The organism is Streptococcus timonensis (assembly GCF_900095845.1).
GTDB classification, from domain to species: domain Bacteria; phylum Bacillota; class Bacilli; order Lactobacillales; family Streptococcaceae; genus Streptococcus; species Streptococcus timonensis.
In genome coordinates, this window is record NZ_FMIX01000001.1 from 7501 (window position 1) to 23865 (window position 16365).

Consider the following 16365-nt stretch of genomic DNA (forward strand, 5'->3'; position numbering starts at 1 on the left):
CGCCTCGACTAAGGCGGCGCAAGATATTATTCACTCTCAAAACCAATTCCCGTGGGCTAAACGGTTTAGCTATAAAATCATCTGCCCCCAAACTTAATCCATAAATCTTATCTTGTTCGCTTGTCTTAGCAGTTGTAAAGAGAAAGGGTTGATCAGGAGCAATATACTGAACTTCGCTGATGAAATCATAACCGTCCATATTAGGCATCATAATATCTGTGATAATGAGATCGATAGATTTTTTTCTAAAAAGTTCTAATCCTTCCTTACCGTCTTGGGCAACTAAAACATCGTAACCTGCCTGTAAAAGATAGCGATTTTGAATATCTAGAATATCTATCTCATCATCAACCAACAAAATTGTCTTTTTCATCTGACACTCCTTTGACAAAAACAGTGTTATACTTTCTTTAGTATAACACTATTTTCCGTAATGTTTAAATGATTTGAGTCTTAATCTTCTCTTTTGGTTTTCCAACCCAAAAGTCCAACAATACCTGCCAAGGCTAGACCAACGATACCAAGGCTAGCTGTAGCTGGTTGAGCTTCCCCAGTATTTGGTAGCGTCGCTTTATCATCTTTTTTCATCATATTAGCCATTGGGCTAGAAGCTGGTTGATCTACTTTCATATCTGACATATGGTAATTTGTACCCATCATACCCTCAGTCGTACCTGTAGAGCCTGTTTCAGAAGGCTTCGTATCCATCTGACCTTGTTGAGATGGCATTGTCGCCATTTCTTTTCCACGAAGCTGAATCGTTACTTGACGAGTAGCAATCAGATTAGTCAAATCAGGTTTGCCATCTTTAGCACCATAGACTTTAACAGTAGCCAGATATGTATGGGTTCCGTTAGCTCGAAGTTGCTCCAGCAAGGCCTGACCATCTTTGCTAACCGTATTGTCATTCAAATCCACTTCGTAGAAATATTGGCCTTTAGCCAAGCCTTCAAGTGGCAATAGAGCAGGATTTTTAGCTGTTCCGTTGTCTGACCATGGGGCTTTGTCTGAGGCTTTTAATAAGAGGCGAGTCAACATACCATCTCCACCAAAAGCTTCGTATGGAATAACTTGGTTGACACCGGCCAAGAAAGGTCCAGGAACCTTAGCCTTATCAAGGTAGCTAGCTGGAACATCAATCATGTCTTTGACATTGTTAACAACAGACTCTTTAACCTGATTTGGTGTGGTCAAACCATTCAAATTAACAGTCAAATCTTTAGTAGCTACCAGATTAGTTAAGTCAGGCTTGCCGTCTTTTGCACCGTACACCTTGATAGTAGCTTTATAACTTTGCGTTCCATTTTGTTTCAAGAGGTCAAGAAGCTCTTTATCTGATTTACCTTGAGTACCTGCCAAATCCACTTCATAGAAGTAAAGGCCTTTGCCCAATTTCTCTACCGGTGGGAGAGCGGGATTTTTAGCTGAACCATTGTCTGACCATGGAGCCTTATCAGATGCTTTCAAGATAAGGCGAGTCAACATGCCGTCACCAGCGAAGAATTCGTATGGAATGACTTGGTTGATACCAGCTGTAAATGGTCCTGGGAAATTAGCTCTATCCAAGTAAGAAGCTGGGACATCTACTGTATCTTTGGTGTTGTCGGTCACACCCTTTTGCACTTCAGCTGGAGTAGTTAAGCCGTTCAAGTTGACATCCAAATCCTTAGTCGCTACGAGGTTGCTCAAATCCGCCTTGCCGTCTTTCGCACCGTACACTTTAATAGTAGCTTTATAACTTTGCGTTCCATTTTGTTTCAAGAGGTCAAGAAGCTCTTTATCTGATTTACCTTGAGTACCTGCCAAATCCACTTCATAGAAGTAAAGGCCTTTACCCAATTTTTCTACTGGTGGAAGAGCAGGATTTTTAGCTGATCCGTTGTCTGACCATGGGGCCTTGTCAGAAGCTTTCAAGATAAGGCGAGTCAACATACCGTCACCAGCGAAGAATTCATATGGAATGACTTGATTGACACCGGCTGTGAACGGACCTGGGTAATTGGCCTTGTCCAAGTAAGTAGCTGGGACGTCCACTGTATCTTTGGTATTGTCGGCCACGCCTTTTTGCACTTCAGCTGGAGTAGTCGCTGGTTGCGCTTCACTAGCTTCACGGTCTTGTCCAGAAACTGTAGACTCAGAATCTTCCACAGGTTTAACTGCATCTTCTTTTGGTGCTACTACTGGCTCTTTATCAGCATCATCCAATTTTTCTGAAGAGCTTGTAGTATCCACACTTGCTTGAGGTGTTGGAATAGACTGTTCTGAAGAAAGATCTACATCTACTGCTTTATTTAGAACCTCTGATGATCGATCGCCCTTTTCACTCACTGAGGCGTCGTTTGACACGACTTGGGCAGGAGTCGGATTGACGACATCAGCACGTGCAGAACTTGGTTGACCGACTAGGACAAAGAAGCCACTAGCCACAACAACTGAAGCAACACCTACACTGAGGCGGCGAATAGACCAACGAGTATATCTCTGATTTGGATTGAATTTCATAGGATTCTCCTTAGAGTTTTCTTTTTTTTTGATGACTCTAGTATAATCTCCTAAAATTAAAAAGGATTAAGAAAAAGTTAAAACTTTTCTTAAATCCTTCTTATAAAATACTTATATTGACTCAGTAGTCACTAGAAAAAAGAATGGTCATTTCTCTTTTAATCATTGAGGTGTGCTAGATTATCCAAATATTGGTTATTGATTACTGCCATCATATAGCCATCAGCTCTTAATTGATCATTCGGCCCAAATTGAACATCCAAAGGAGCATTTTCATAGTCACGAAAACCAAGAATATTGAGATTGTATTGTCCTCGAAGATCAAGTTGACTTAGACTCTTGCCTGACCACGATTGTGGAATTTTCATCTCGACAATAGAGACATTCTTGTCCAACTGAAAGACATCTACGCTATTATTAAACAGAATAGTCTGTGCTAACGAGCGACCCATCTCATACTCTGGGGAAATAACTGAATCCGCACCAATTTTTTCAAGGACTTTTTTTGCTGTATGGCTTTTAACCTTAGCAATAACAGTCGGCACTCCAAGGCTCTTGCAATGCATAACTGCAAGCACACTAGATTCTAAATTTTCCCCAGTTGCCACCACAACTGTATCGCAGGTATCAATTCCTGCTGAGAGCAAGAGCTCTTCATCTGTTATATCTCCAACAACTCCACGTACCAAGGCTGGTTCGAATTGATTGATTCGCTCCTCATGGTCGTCAATGGCGATTATATTTATATCATGCTGAGCGAGAGCGGTAAGTACACTACTCCCAAAAATACCCAAACCTAAAATTCCAATTGTTCGATCTGACATAGCCTTTCCTTTCTTATCCTATGGTAATATCAGCTTTCATATAATGAATCATGTCTTTCTTATCTGGTTGATATTCAGCCAAACTGACTAATAGTGTGAGTGGTCCGATCCGTCCTATAAACATCAGTAACATGACGATGCTAAGAGCTAATTTGCCTAATTCTGGTGTCAGATTGGCAGTCACTCCGACCGTGGCAAGCGCTGAAATTGTCTCGAACATGATGTAGATAAAGCGCGGATTCCCTTCTGCGGTTACCCCTAACAGGATCAAGCCCAGCAAGAAAGTTAGCAAGAAGATAATAAAGACACTGAATGATTTTTGGACTGTCCGAGGTAAAATTGTTCTCCGAGCTACATTCGCATGAGGCAAGCCTAAAAGTTCACTGCGTGCAAATACTAATAATACAAAGAAGGTTGTGATTTTAAGCCCCCCGGCTGTTCCACCAGGCGCCCCACCGAGAAACATTTGTAAGATATAAATCAGCAAAGTAACAGGCCGAGCCTGGGTGTAATCAATAGAAGCAAAACCTGCCGTTCTCATGCTAACTGTTTGGAAAAAACTGACTAGTAATTTATCAGGGATGCTGAGATTGCCAATCGTTCCCGGATTGTTCCACTCTATCAAGAGGGTTGAAACTGTTCCAGTAAATAAAATTCCAGCCGTCAAGAAGAGAACCAACTTGGTATGGAAGCGAAGCCGACGTTTTTTCTTGCTCAACTGTGTAGCCAGGTCAAACCAAACCATAAATCCTAAACCACCTGTGATGATCAAAGCAGCAAGCACTAGATTAATCAAAGGATCAGTTTGAAAAGCTACTAAACTTGTACTTCCAAAATTATCAAAACCAGCATTACAGAAAGCTGAAATAGCTACGAAGATAGAGGTAAAAATCCCTCGACCCCAACCAAATTCCGGAACAAAACGAAAACTTAACAGGACGGCTCCTAGTCCTTCAACGATAAAAGTCGTCAAGAAAATCGAACGTATGAAAACTATTAAAGACTGAGTTTCTCCATAACTAAAGCTCTCCAGAATTGTTTCACGGCTACGAAGACTTAGCTTTTGCTTACTTTGAATATAAAAGACCCCTATAAAGGTCATGAGACCCAAACCACCAATCTGGATCAAAAACATACAGATTAACTGACCCCAGATGTTATATGTTGCTGCTACTGGTTGAGTAAAGAGTCCTGTCACACAGACCATGGATACTGCTGTAAAGAGATGGTCGAAATAGGTCGCTTGGGAGCTTGTTGCTTGCACAAAAGGCATACTCAAAAGGAGAGAGCCTGCGAAAATAACCAAAGCAAAACTTAAAAAAATTCGACGAGCAGGTGATAAACGTCCCAAGGTCGTGTTTATTTTTTCCGAAAATGATTTGAATAACATAGCTACATTGTACCATAAAACAGTTAAAGCAGTCACATATGACTAACAATTTCAAGACAGAGTTCTAACGCCTTGTCAAAAGCTTCTGCGCCCCAATCACGCTGGTCATAGTTATCAAGATCTGCCAATGAATCAGCAGTGAACAGCAACTCACCCCAAACCACTCCTCGAAGCTGGGCAACTGCTGCCAATGCCGAACACTCCATCTCCACAACTGCACAGCCTTCTTCCTTACGATAGGCCACTTTTTCAGCTGTTTCTCGGTAAAAACCATCTGTCGACCAAGTCATAACCTCTTCATAAGGAACGCCTAGCTGTTCCAAGACTTGCTCGATAGCAGAAATCGCTTCTACATGTACATCCATATAACGAGAAGGTGGCGCATAATGGTAACTAGTCCCTTCATCACGCAGGGCTCGGACCGGAACCAGGAAGGCATTTTCTTCTATATTCATTAACACTCCACAAGTACCGGTGGAAATGATTTTCTCCACACCATAGCCAATCAACCAATCCAAAAACTGGGCCGCAGGGGCAGAACCGACAGGAGCTTGGGCTAGACACACTTTTTCGCCTTTGTAGTCCATGACATAAACCGGGTAGGTCTTAGTGGCAGAAATGAACTCGCCTGCGCACTCTGCTCCTACTTCTCGAGCATAACGATCAATCTCCTCCTCCAAAAATGCATAGATGCACTTCTTTGGTAACTGTAAATCCAAGCCTTCATGATTCGGCATAATGACTGCTTGAGGATTATCATCAAACTCTAAAATAGGAATAGCATGTTTTTGAATCATAGAATACCTCCTCTAAATTTGTACTATTATAACAAAAGCTAAACGAAAGTCAAGACGGGAGGCTAAGTCAAATCAGAAAAACCTACCTTAAGTAGGAAACAACAATTAAATGCTTTTTTCGTCATAATAAAATTGCTATAACTTAGGAATTAGTTTATAATAGATTGTATTTTAAAAAGGAGGTTCTTATGAAATTCTATTCATACGACTATGTTCTCAGTCAGATTAGTCAGCAGAATTGGGCCATGATTATTGTGTCAACGCTCTTAGTAATTGCGACTGGTTTTTTTGCATTTAAAGCTTTCAAAGATAAAAAAGGAAGCAAGTTCCGTGAATTATCGATTATTTCTATTTTGACTTTAATTGCTTTTGTACTGATTAGTATTGCGAATTTCCAAACTAGTCAATCAAATGATAATCAATTTCGTAGTTCCTTACACTTCATCGAGATTGTATCAAAAGAGTTAGGTGTTGATAAAAAAGATGTTTATGTCAATACTTCAGCTACAACTGATGGAGCTATCATTAAGGTTGGCGATAATTTTTATCGTGCTATTAACGGGACTGACCCAGATAGCTATTTATTAGAAAAAATGGAACTGTATAAAGCAGACGTTGAACTCGTGGAGGTTGAAAAATGATAAGCTATTTTGCTACAATTGCAATTAAATTAGCCTTGGGGCTTCTTTCTCTTGTTTTTGTTATCAATGTAACAGGTAAAGGAAATCTAGCACCAAATTCTGCAGTGGACCAGATACAAAACTTTGTTCTCGGGGGTATTATCGGCGGGGTCATCTACAATAGTTCGATTACTATCATCCAGTATGTAACAATCTTAATTATTTGGACTATTCTCATCTTACTCCTTAAATGGCTGAACACCAATGTTTCTTTTATTAAACAACTGATTGACGGAAACCCTACTATTATTATTAAAAATGGAAAATTAGATTCAGAAGCTTGTCGTTCAAAAGGTCTTACAGCTGCAGATGTAGCTCTTAAATTGCGTGCCCAAGGAATTTTCCAATTAAAGGATGTCAAAAGAGCTGTGATTGAACAAAACGGTCAATTGATTGTCGTAAAAATGGGTGACGAGAATCCTAAGTACCCAATCATCACAGACGGTGTCGTCCAAGTTGAAATTCTAGAAACCATTGGTAAATCAGAGGAATGGCTATCAGAAAAATTGAAAGAAGAAGGTTTCCAAGAAGTCTCAAATATCTTTATCGCTGAATATGATAAAGGTCAATTGAATGTTGTAACCTATTAATTTCACGCTATCTGCACTAAAAACACCTTACACTTGTAGGGTGTTTTTCATATTCGAGTAAATTTTTATCAATGAAAGAGGCAAACTAGCATGTATAAGAAATAGATGTGGGTTAGATATAAGATAGAGTAGAAACTTTTATCTCCTCTTCCTTTTTCTATAACATAAAAATCTCCCTTCTCTTTCGAGAAAGGGGATTTTCTTTTATGGTCGTCTACCAGGGGCACCACCGCCAGGTCCTCCATTTCCTTGAGGGCCTCCACCACCAGGCATAGAATTGACAATCTCAGTTTGTTTTTCACCATTGAGATAGATGTCTCCGCCTGTATAAGTCGCTGTTCCATCAACGTCAAAACCAGTTTGACCAGTCATTTTGATAGTTCCTCCATTAACTGTAATGTTCCCGTTTGAGTCAATTGGATCCGTGTCCCCTTGACCAACTTCAACGGTCAAATTCCCACCATTCATAGTAAAGAAGATTTCACTTTGTTGGGCGTTTTTGTTGGCCGCATTGACACCATCATCTGTTGAGTATATGGTGATGTCTCCACCGTTGATAGTGATTGACTTACCTTCAAGCCCTTCTGTAGAATTCTTAACGGTATAGGTACCACTATCAATAACCAAATCACCTGATGCGTGGATACCATCGTCCCCTGCAGTAACAGTGATGGTATTATCAGAGAGATACATGGTTCCTACAGATGTGTCCTCATCATTGTCGACCTTAACTCCGTCTTTCTTGGCATCGATAGTCATGGTTGTGCCAGTAATATTGAGTTCATCATTGACATTAAAGGCATCTCCAACTGCTGTTATATTGTATGTTCCACCTGTGATGTGAAGTGTATCGTTGGCCTTAATACCATTGTTTTTCTTACCATCTACATTGAGAGTTCCTTTACCATTGATGGTCAAGTCTACTTTAGAGAAGAGGGCTGCATCAGCTTTCTCGTCACTATTAGAAGCAGAATCTGATAGACTATTGGTTGTACCATCTGCTAGAGTTAGATATACATGACCAGCTGATGTCGCGGAAATAGCTGCATTGGTATTGGTCATGGTCACACCCTTTAGAACAATATGTACATCATCAGTCTTTTCGGCTTCAATCTTGATTTGAATTCCGTCGGATTGACCAGATATGACATAGGTTCCTGCCTTAGAAATAGTAACAGTCGAACCTGATACGGAAACTCCGTCACCTGATACCTTCGCTGTTGTTCCTGATAAGGTTACAGTTGCTGCTGTCTTTTCATCATAAGAAGTATCATAGTCCTTGTCTGTAAAATAGCTAGTTTTCTTAGCTTCTGTAGTTGATGTCGTTTTCGTTGTCGCAGTATTGCTAGCTGTTGTATTTGAAGTTGACTGGGTACAAGCTGTTACTAGTGCTAGAGTTGCTATACTCGTTAATAAGAATGTCCATTTTTTTGCTTTCATGCTCGTTTCCTCGACTTTCATTTTACATGCTCTTAGTCTACGGGACTTTCCTAAAATAAGCCTAAACTTTTTCTGAAAGTTTTCTTAAATTTAGTTTCAATTAAGTTAAATTTAACAAAAGTTTTAGATAAACTCTTTAAAATCCTAGACAAACAAGCTCATCCTTGTTTAAAAATAGTATAACCTAAGATTAGAGGAGAAGAACTTATGAAACCAATCGAAACAACTTTTAAACGGATTGAAACCAAATATGTTATCTCCAAAGAAATATTAGACAAACTGGTTCAGGATTTAAAGAAATATTTGGTAGAAGACGACTATCCAATTTCAACGATATCAAATATCTACTTTGATACAGAAGACTTTGATATTCTCCAAGATGAGCATCTTGGCGACAAACGAAAAGAAAAGGTACGGATGCGGACCTATCTCAGCCAACCTAAAATAGATAGTCAAGTTTTTTTAGAAATCAAAACAAAGGACCAAGAAGGGATTGGCCGCAAATACCGACTACTCTCAACTCCTATTTCTATCCTTAACTTTATGACCAAAGGACACTTGGATTCTAGCATTACTGATACAGTCGTCATTGAAACAGTGAAAAAACTTCAGCGTGATTACAAATTCGCCGTCAAGCCTCGTATGTATATCTACTACGATCGTTATTCATTAAAAGAAAAGAAATCTATCAAGGGCTACAACTATAACAAAATTCGTATCACAATTGACCAAAATCTAGTCTATAGAGATGAATCTGTCAGTCTATTCGCAGGAAACCACGGGGCTCCTCTGTTGGACAATAATAGTGTGATAATGGAAATCAAGGCTCCTGGAAACAAGCCCCAGTGGTTGCAAGACATCCTAGAAAAGTATGGTTTGATGGAGCACAAATTTTCAAAATACAGTTGTGCTTACCACAAATCTCAAGGACTCTCTTATGCCCTCGTCTCAGTATAGAAAGTGCAGGTACTACTTATACTTAATCTATTTAATTCAATTTTTAATAATGCAACTGCAAACGCAAATCCCCTTCAACTAATACTGACACTGCTAGTAAGTCTAGCCCTAGGCTTAGCTCTCTCTTGGACTTACAAGTATAGAACCCTCTACACCAGAGAATTTGCTATCAGCTTGAGTCTGCTTCCCTGCCTCATGACCTTGGTTATTTTTCTAGTCAATGGAAGCTTGGGCACCTCAATTGCTGTAGCCGGAACCTTTAGTTTAATTCGTTTCCGTTCAGCAACGAGTGGTTCCCGAGAATTAATTGCTATTTTCCTAGTCATGATTATCGGTTTGGCTTGCGGAACAGGCTACCTCTTCTTGTCTATTCTCTTTACACTCTTTATCTTGGGTGTTTGGTTCCTTTTAGAAAATCAGCAGATTAAGTCCGACAATCAGCGCCGTAGACTTTTGACAATCACAGTAGCTAATCAAGACAAGGTACAGGAAGTTATCCAATCATCTCTTAACCAATTCTGCTTAGAGATTGATATGATTACGATTAATAGCACAAACGCTGGTGAAAGTCTCAGCATTGTCTATGAAGTCGAGCTAAAATCTGATACCGATGACTTCCAAGTCGCTAGCTATCTTACAAGCAACATTGCTGAATGCGATGTGGCTCTCACTAAAAAAGCTAAAAAGAGAAAAAATCTCTAGCAAAAAAGAACAGCATGTCGCTGTTCTTTTAATTTTCTTTGACTGGAATTTCTTTGATAACTCGTGCTGGGTTGCCTGCCAGAACTACATTATCGCCAAAAGATTTAGTAATAACAGCTCCCGCTCCTGCAACAACATTATCACCTAGTGTAACACCTGGAAGGACAATAACCCCACCACCTGCCCAGAAGTTCTTACCAATCGTAATGGGTTTCCCAAATTCTAAACCTGAATTTCGTTCATCTGGATCCAGTGGATGAAGGGGTGTTAAAAATTGGCAGTTAGGACCAATCATAGCATTGTCACCGATGGTAATAGGACAAACATCTAACATGGTCAGATTCCAATTGGAATAGAAATTTTCTCCTAAATGAATATTGACACCATAATCCACCACCAATCGAGTATTGACATAGAGATTTTTACCAGTTGAACCAAACCATCCTTTGATTATTTCCACACCTTTTACTGGGTCGAACTCTTCATTAAAGGAGGCTTGCTTTTGTCGTGCTGTTTGTGCTAGAGCACGAAGTTCTGGATCGAACGGGTGATATGGTTCTCCTGCAATCATTTTTTGGTATTCACTTTTCATATCTTGATATCCTTGTTTATTTTACAAGATTGTAGCATAGTTCTATCCTTAAAACAAGCAGCAAATAGATAAAAAAACTAGTACATCCAAAGATGTACTAGTTTTTAATTAGAAAGGTGACTTTCTCACTATTCTACAGAGTTGATTAGTCTTCTTTCTTTTTACGAGCGATAAGTCCAAATCCACTCAAGACACCTACTAAACCAAGGGCAGCAAGGCTAGCGTGGTCTTCAGTACCAGTATTTGGCAATTGGTCAGTTACCCAAACTACCTCTTCAGCTACTGGAGCTGGTTTTTCTTGAACTGGTGTTGGCACTGGATCTGGCGTTGGCACTGGATCTGGCGTTGGTACTGGATCTGGCGTTGGTACTGGATCTGGCGTTGGCACTGGATCTGGTGTTGGTACTGGATCTGGCGTTGGCACTGGATCTGGCGTTGGCACTGGATCTGGCGTTGGCACTGGATCTGGCGTTGGCACTGGATCTGGTGTTGGCACTTTCTCATAAACGTGCTCTGTATCACCGTTTGGAAGTTTCTTAGTCTCTACGAAGCGGTAACCTGGAATATCTCTCTTAGGATTTTCACCGTCTTCGATTGGATAACCTGGAATCTCGTTACCTTCCTTATCCTTATGACTTGTCTTCACTTTTTCATAGACATGTTCAGTGTCACCATTAGGCAATTTCTTAGTTTCAACGAAACGGTAACCTGGGATCTCAGCTTTAGGTTGTTCACCATCCTCTGTTGGGTATCCTGGGATTGCTTTTCCTTCTTTATCTACGAATGTAGTAACAGGAATTACAGTTGGTGTGTACGTTGCAGAAGCTTTAGTACCATTCATATCTTCACGAACAACTGTCACTGATGGAGCAGTTCCAGTAAATTCTGGTTCTGGTTTGAAGGTTACACGTCCGTCAGGAGTTACTGTATACGTACCTACACCTGGAATAGTCTTAGTTGTTGAACCATCGTCAAATGTAGCTGGAACATCATCATTCATAGGAACACTGCTATCGCCTTCCTTGAATGTTGGTTTACCAGATTGTTCTTGTCCTTTCGGTCCAATTGTTATTGCTGGTTCACCTGTAGGTGTTACCGGTGTTACTGTTGGTGTGTACTTACCTGTTACTGGTGTACCGTTCTTATCTACACGCTTAACTGTTACACCTGTTCCTGTTCCGATGAATGATTTTTCTGGTACGAAAGTCACACTTCCATCTGGTGCGACTGTATAAGTACCTTCGCCTGGAATTGTCTTCGTTGTTGAGCCATCTTCGAATGTAGCTGGCGTATCATCATCCATTGGAATGTTTGGATTTCCTTCTGTAAACTTAGGCTTACCTGTTTGAGTTTGGCCTTGTTTATCTTTTGAAGTTACATCCTCTGCTGTTGGAACAACTGGAGTAATCTTTGGTGTGTAAGTTGTTTCAGCTGGTGTACCGTTGGCGTCCTTAGCTTGAACCTTAACGGCAACTACATCACCTGAATAGGTCTTATCAGTTGGTGTGAAAGTGACTACACCTGTTGCTTTATCAACTGTGAAGGTACCGATAACCTTACCGTCTGGTGACTTAGCATCTACTGAAGCTGCTGGTTGACCATTTTCATCAAGAAGGGTAATGGTATCCTTGTCGATTGGTGCAACTGGATCACCTTCTGTGAAAGTAACAGTTCCAGTTTGAACTACACCTTGAGGTGCTACTGATTCAGCTGGAGTTGCTGTTGGTGTTACTGGTGTTACTGTTGGTGTGTATGTTGCAGAAGCTTTTGTTCCGTTCATGTCTTCACGAACTACTGTTACTGCTGGTGCTTTACCAACAAATGATTTTTCTGGAACAAATGTAACTGTTCCGTCTGGAGCTACTGTGTAAGTACCTACTCCTTCAACCTTCTTACTTGTTGTACCATCATCAAATTTAGCAGGAACAGCTTCGTTAATGGCTACAGCCTTTTCAACACCGTCAACATCAGCAGTACCACCTTTAAATTCTGGTTTACCTTTTTGAGTCGCACCTTGAACATTTATAGTTTCAGCAGGTGTCGCTGTTGGTGTTACTGGTACAATCTCTGGAGTGTAAGTAGTATCTACTTTAAGGCCATTTGTACTTTCAGCTTGAACTTTAACTGGGGTAACTTTACCTGTATAAGATTTATCAGTTGGTGTGAAAGTTACCTTACCTGTAGTTGAATCAATAGAGAAAGTACCAATTGGTGTTGTTCCATCTTCTGCGTATGCTGTTGTGTTAGAGACTTCATTTCCATCATTATCCAAAAGCTTGTAGCTATTTTCTTTCAGAGGAATTTGTTTGTCTTGACCATTTACATTAACTGTCGCACCTGCAAAAGTTGGCGTTCCAGTTTGTACAGCTCCCTGAATATCTTTAGATGTTGCAGGTTGTGCCGTTGGAGCTGCAGAAAGTACAGTTGGTGTGTATTTCGCATCGGAAGTAATTGTAACTGTATTACCAGGCTCATTTCTAACAGTTGCAGTTGCTTGTACTGTTATACCTTTTGCTGTGCCGACAAAGTCTTTTTCAGGAGTAAATGTAACTGCTCCTGTAGAAGGATCGATTGTGTATGTTCCTTCGCCAGGCACGGTGACAGTTTTTTCATCAGTAGGTTGACCAGTTGCTGGATCCACTAGCTTCTTACTTGTGATTTTAGCTGTCTTATCACTACTCAAATCAAATGTTGGAGTTTGAGTTTGAGGAACATTTTGAATGTCCACTGACTCCTTGTTAGTAGGAGTAATTGTTACAGGTGTTACAGTTGGAATGTACTTCGCAGTAGCTGTCTTGATGTACTCCTTTTGAACCTTACCATCTTTATTGCGACCAACTGGCGCTGACAATGTAACTTCCACACCTTTGGCTGTACCAGTAAAGCTTGGTTCTGGAGTGAAGGTTACTTCTCCAGTTGAAGGATTAATCGTATAAGTTCCTTCTCCTTCAACTGTTACAGATGGCTCATCAATCGTGCGACCTGTAGCTGGATCTACCAACTTAGCCGGGTATTCTGCACTTGGAGTGATTGCAATCCTATCACCATTTAAGTTAGTAGCAGTTGTATTAAAGGTAGGTGTTTCTTTTTGAGTTGCCCCTTGAACATCAGTCGAAGTTTTGTCAACCCCTTCAATTTCAATTGGAGTGACTGTTGGAACGTATTGACCATCCATGGTATTTAACTGACCATTAATGTTTGGTTCTTGGTCTGGGAATTTGGTTGACCAACCAGTATCATAACCATTATTATCTGAACGACGGATAGAGATACCATCAGCTGTTCCAAGGAAGTTATCTTCTGGGATAAACTCAACGTCTACATCTTTACCTTTAGCAGTAATCTTGTACTTACCTTGTCCTTGAACGACGTAGTAACCGTCTGCGTCAAGGGTTGCGCGGTTGCCATCTTTGTCAACGATGTATGGTTCTAAAGTTTCATCAATAACAGCAGTAGAATTACGTTCATACTTGTGTTCACCACGAGCTGTAAAGGTTACTGTTGCGGTTTGTTTAGTAGCTTGAGGACCAGAAGTTTCCTTAAATTCCCCTTTTGGTGGGTGGGTGATTTGAGTCTTGAAGTCTTCTACTTCCCCTGAGAATGCCATGCCAGTTGGGCTTTCGATCTCGTTCGCTTTCTTAGCGATACGAACACGAGCACCTAACTCTTTAACGCTTGGGTCGACGTAAGTCTTGCTGTTTGCAAAGGTCAACTCAACAGTACCATCTTGTGTGATTGTAGCGAGATTTGAGCGTTCATCTTCATCGAATTTACCATTTTGGTTAAAGTCTACCCAACCATAGATATGTGCTTCTGAAGCTCCATCCGTATGAGCTTGAATTGACATCTTGTAGTTACCTGGTTTGGTACGGTCCATTTGGATCATCTCATTGGTTGTCCCTTTGAGTTCCTCTGGAAGCAATTGGTTAATTCCTTCATCGGCCGTAGTTGAGTTATCATCACCGAACCAGTCTTGAGTAGTGTTTTCATCCATATCTGGGCTCACATTACCAATATACGGTTGATTTACTTTAGCTCCAGTAACACCGTCTACAGTTGCAATGGTATGGACTGCCTTACCATATGACTCAGGCGCATCCCCTTCATCAATTGGGAAGAATCCAAGCATAGCTGACTGTTTACCAGCTGAAGCGATATAAAGTCCCACTTCAGATGCTCCACGTGTCATCACGAGTGGAACTGTTCTATTTCCTTCAGAAATGTTTGGTCCAAAGATACCGGTTCCTAGACCACCCGTAACTTGGTCAGGATTTCCAAAGTACTTCCATGCTACTGGTTTCTTATCTGGTCCAGCTTGAGTAGAATTATCACGAAGTTGTCTTAGGTTAATGTTATTATATTTAGGTTTAGAACCAAAAAGATTCTCTGTATCTTGTGGTTCATAAGGAACAGAGGTGGCTGGTCTAGTAGTTTTCTTCCATTCCCCAATGTGCTGCCAACCTTGTCCGTTGGTAGTGAACATAACAAATTCACCAGGGTTAGCAGACTCACCATCAGCCATAACAATAGCTGGCTTAACTTTCTTGCCACGGAAGGTTGCAGAGATTTCGAACTGAACTCCAATATTCCCACCATTATATGCAGAACTCATGGTAGTCTTTTTGGCTTTCGTATCAACGTTTTCATGTTGAATTTCAGTCCAACGGTTTTGGGCATCAGCGATAACGTCGGCTTCTTTGCCATCAGCAAAATATTGCCTAGCAATTGGTGAAGTAACACCCTTTACATATCCATTTTTTGCATTTGGATCATAGGTCGCTTTTTCAGCTTCTGTAGCCCCTTGTTCTTCCATCCGTTTTTTATAGATTTCAGTCGCTTGGAATGGTTTCAAGGATTTAACTTTTACAGTGACTACATAACCAGGCATGATTTCCTTGGTATAGGTAGCCCCAACTTGAAGTGCTAAGCTCTCTGTTAGTTCATTTGGTTTAGTTTCTTTTTTTGCGACCTGGATTGTTTTTGCTCCTGTCCAGTTGGCTACATCTCCAAAGTCCAACCAAGAAATTTGGCTAGTCAAAGATTTGGCATCAAGATTTGTTGTAAAGCCTGGTTTCTCAACCTTAGGAGTTGATGTTGCGTCTTCCACATCATCCGCGATCAAGTTAGGGTCATTGGCGTCACCAAGAGCACGACGGCTACGACGTTTCCCAGTTTTTTCTGCTGGGACTGTTTCAGCTTTCTCTTCTTTTGCTGGTGCCTCTACGCCTGCAGCGGTAACTTCTTCTTTCTTATCTGCTTGAGCTGGTGCAGGTGCCACAACTGGAGTTTTTTCTTCAACAGGAGCTGTTGTAGTTGGAGCAGTTTCTGTAGGAGTTACAGGAGCTTCAGCTTTATCAGTTGTTGCTGGAGCTGTTTTTTCTGCAGGAACTACAGGAGTTGCATCTGCTTGATAAGTTGTCTCAGGCGTCTTTTCTGCTTCAACAGTTGGAAGACTAGCTGGACTTTCTACCTCTGTAGTCGCAACAACTCCCTCAACTTGTTTGTCCTCAGCAACTTCATCCGCACTAACGTTTGCAGCTGTACCGAGCATAACTAATGTTCCGAGAAGGACCGAGCAAACTCCAACGTTTAGTTTACGAATCGAAAATCGACTGATACGATCGTTAAACAAATCATTTTTCACGATATTACCTCCAATACCCTTGCGGGATTGCATATATTGTTATATTTTATGCGTTGTTTTTCATGAATACACAAACAACCACTTAACATTTTAGCATTCAATTACCTAAAATACAAAGTATTGTGCTTAATATTTTCAAAAAGAATATATATACTTCGAAGTGTCAAAATATTGCTATTTTTTGCATTTTTTGCGCGATTTTATGCAATGCTTTTACCCGGAAAAAGAGGGGTATCCCCTCTTTTTC

At 40.6% G+C, this 16365-nt stretch carries 11 protein-coding genes and 1 pseudogene (1 of these 12 only partly in view); 4 read left to right on the top strand and 8 right to left on the bottom strand.

The features are described 5' to 3' along the window. The 5 genes from BQ2679_RS00040 to BQ2679_RS00060 form a co-directional block, all read right to left on the bottom strand. On the bottom strand, positions 1-373 hold the 5' portion of the coding sequence (locus BQ2679_RS00040; protein WP_075564934.1) for a response regulator transcription factor. Its footprint begins 326 nt before the window's first position; the window shows 373 of its 699 coding nt (coding positions 1-373); the start codon lies at positions 371-373; the stop codon falls past the left edge of the window. A gap of 80 nt (positions 374-453) precedes the next feature. Beyond that, positions 454-2502, bottom strand: a complete 2049-nt coding sequence (locus tag BQ2679_RS00045; RefSeq protein WP_075564936.1) for an SSURE domain-containing protein — start codon at positions 2500-2502, stop codon at positions 454-456. Positions 2503-2660: 158 nt separating this feature from the next. Beyond that, the gene (locus tag BQ2679_RS00050) at positions 2661-3326 is read right to left on the bottom strand and encodes a potassium channel family protein (RefSeq protein ID WP_075564938.1); all 666 of its coding nucleotides are present in this window, start codon (positions 3324-3326) and stop codon (positions 2661-2663) included. 13 nt (positions 3327-3339) lie between these two features. Further along, positions 3340-4716: a TrkH family potassium uptake protein gene (locus BQ2679_RS00055; RefSeq protein ID WP_075564940.1), complete on the bottom strand. Its 1377-nt coding sequence runs from the start codon at positions 4714-4716 to the stop codon at positions 3340-3342. A gap of 32 nt (positions 4717-4748) precedes the next feature. Continuing rightward, positions 4749-5513 carry a nucleoside phosphorylase gene (locus BQ2679_RS00060; RefSeq protein WP_075564942.1) on the bottom strand — a complete coding sequence of 255 codons (765 nt, stop codon included), beginning with the start codon at positions 5511-5513 and terminating at the stop codon, positions 4749-4751. A 188-nt stretch (positions 5514-5701) separates the two neighbouring features. Between BQ2679_RS00060 and BQ2679_RS00065 the strand changes: the two genes are divergently transcribed. Both BQ2679_RS00065 and BQ2679_RS00070 read left to right on the top strand, forming a co-directional pair. Then, on the top strand, positions 5702-6154 hold the full coding sequence (locus BQ2679_RS00065) for a DUF3290 family protein (protein ID WP_075564944.1): 453 nt from the start codon (positions 5702-5704) through the stop codon (positions 6152-6154). After that, complete coding sequence (locus BQ2679_RS00070; protein WP_075564946.1) at positions 6151-6783, top strand: DUF421 domain-containing protein; 633 nt, start codon at positions 6151-6153, stop codon at positions 6781-6783. The genes BQ2679_RS00065 and BQ2679_RS00070 overlap by 4 nt, the downstream gene beginning before the upstream one ends. 204 nt (positions 6784-6987) lie before the next feature. Here BQ2679_RS00070 and BQ2679_RS00075 read toward each other — a convergent pair whose 3' ends face one another. Beyond that, entirely contained in the window at positions 6988-8223 is a 1236-nt protein-coding gene (locus BQ2679_RS00075; protein ID WP_075565007.1) for a carbohydrate-binding domain-containing protein, read from the bottom strand. A gap of 207 nt (positions 8224-8430) precedes the next feature. Here BQ2679_RS00075 and BQ2679_RS00080 point away from each other — a divergent pair. Beyond that, a pseudogene (locus BQ2679_RS00080) lies at positions 8431-9206 on the top strand (polyphosphate polymerase domain-containing protein). Then, positions 9199-9882: a DUF4956 domain-containing protein gene (locus tag BQ2679_RS00085; RefSeq protein ID WP_075565013.1), complete on the top strand. Its 684-nt coding sequence runs from the start codon at positions 9199-9201 to the stop codon at positions 9880-9882. The pseudogene BQ2679_RS00080 and the gene BQ2679_RS00085 overlap by 8 nt, the downstream one beginning before the upstream one ends. Before the next feature lie 28 nt (positions 9883-9910). Here the strand turns inward: BQ2679_RS00085 and BQ2679_RS00090 are convergent, their stop codons facing one another. Beyond that, entirely contained in the window at positions 9911-10474 is a 564-nt protein-coding gene (locus tag BQ2679_RS00090) for a sugar O-acetyltransferase (protein WP_075564951.1), read from the bottom strand. A gap of 145 nt (positions 10475-10619) precedes the next feature. Beyond that, positions 10620-16118 (bottom strand): CshA/CshB family fibrillar adhesin-related protein, encoded by a 5499-nt coding sequence (locus BQ2679_RS00095; protein WP_187364747.1) that lies wholly within the window; start codon positions 16116-16118, stop codon positions 10620-10622. Between the last annotated feature and the right edge of the window lie 247 nt (positions 16119-16365).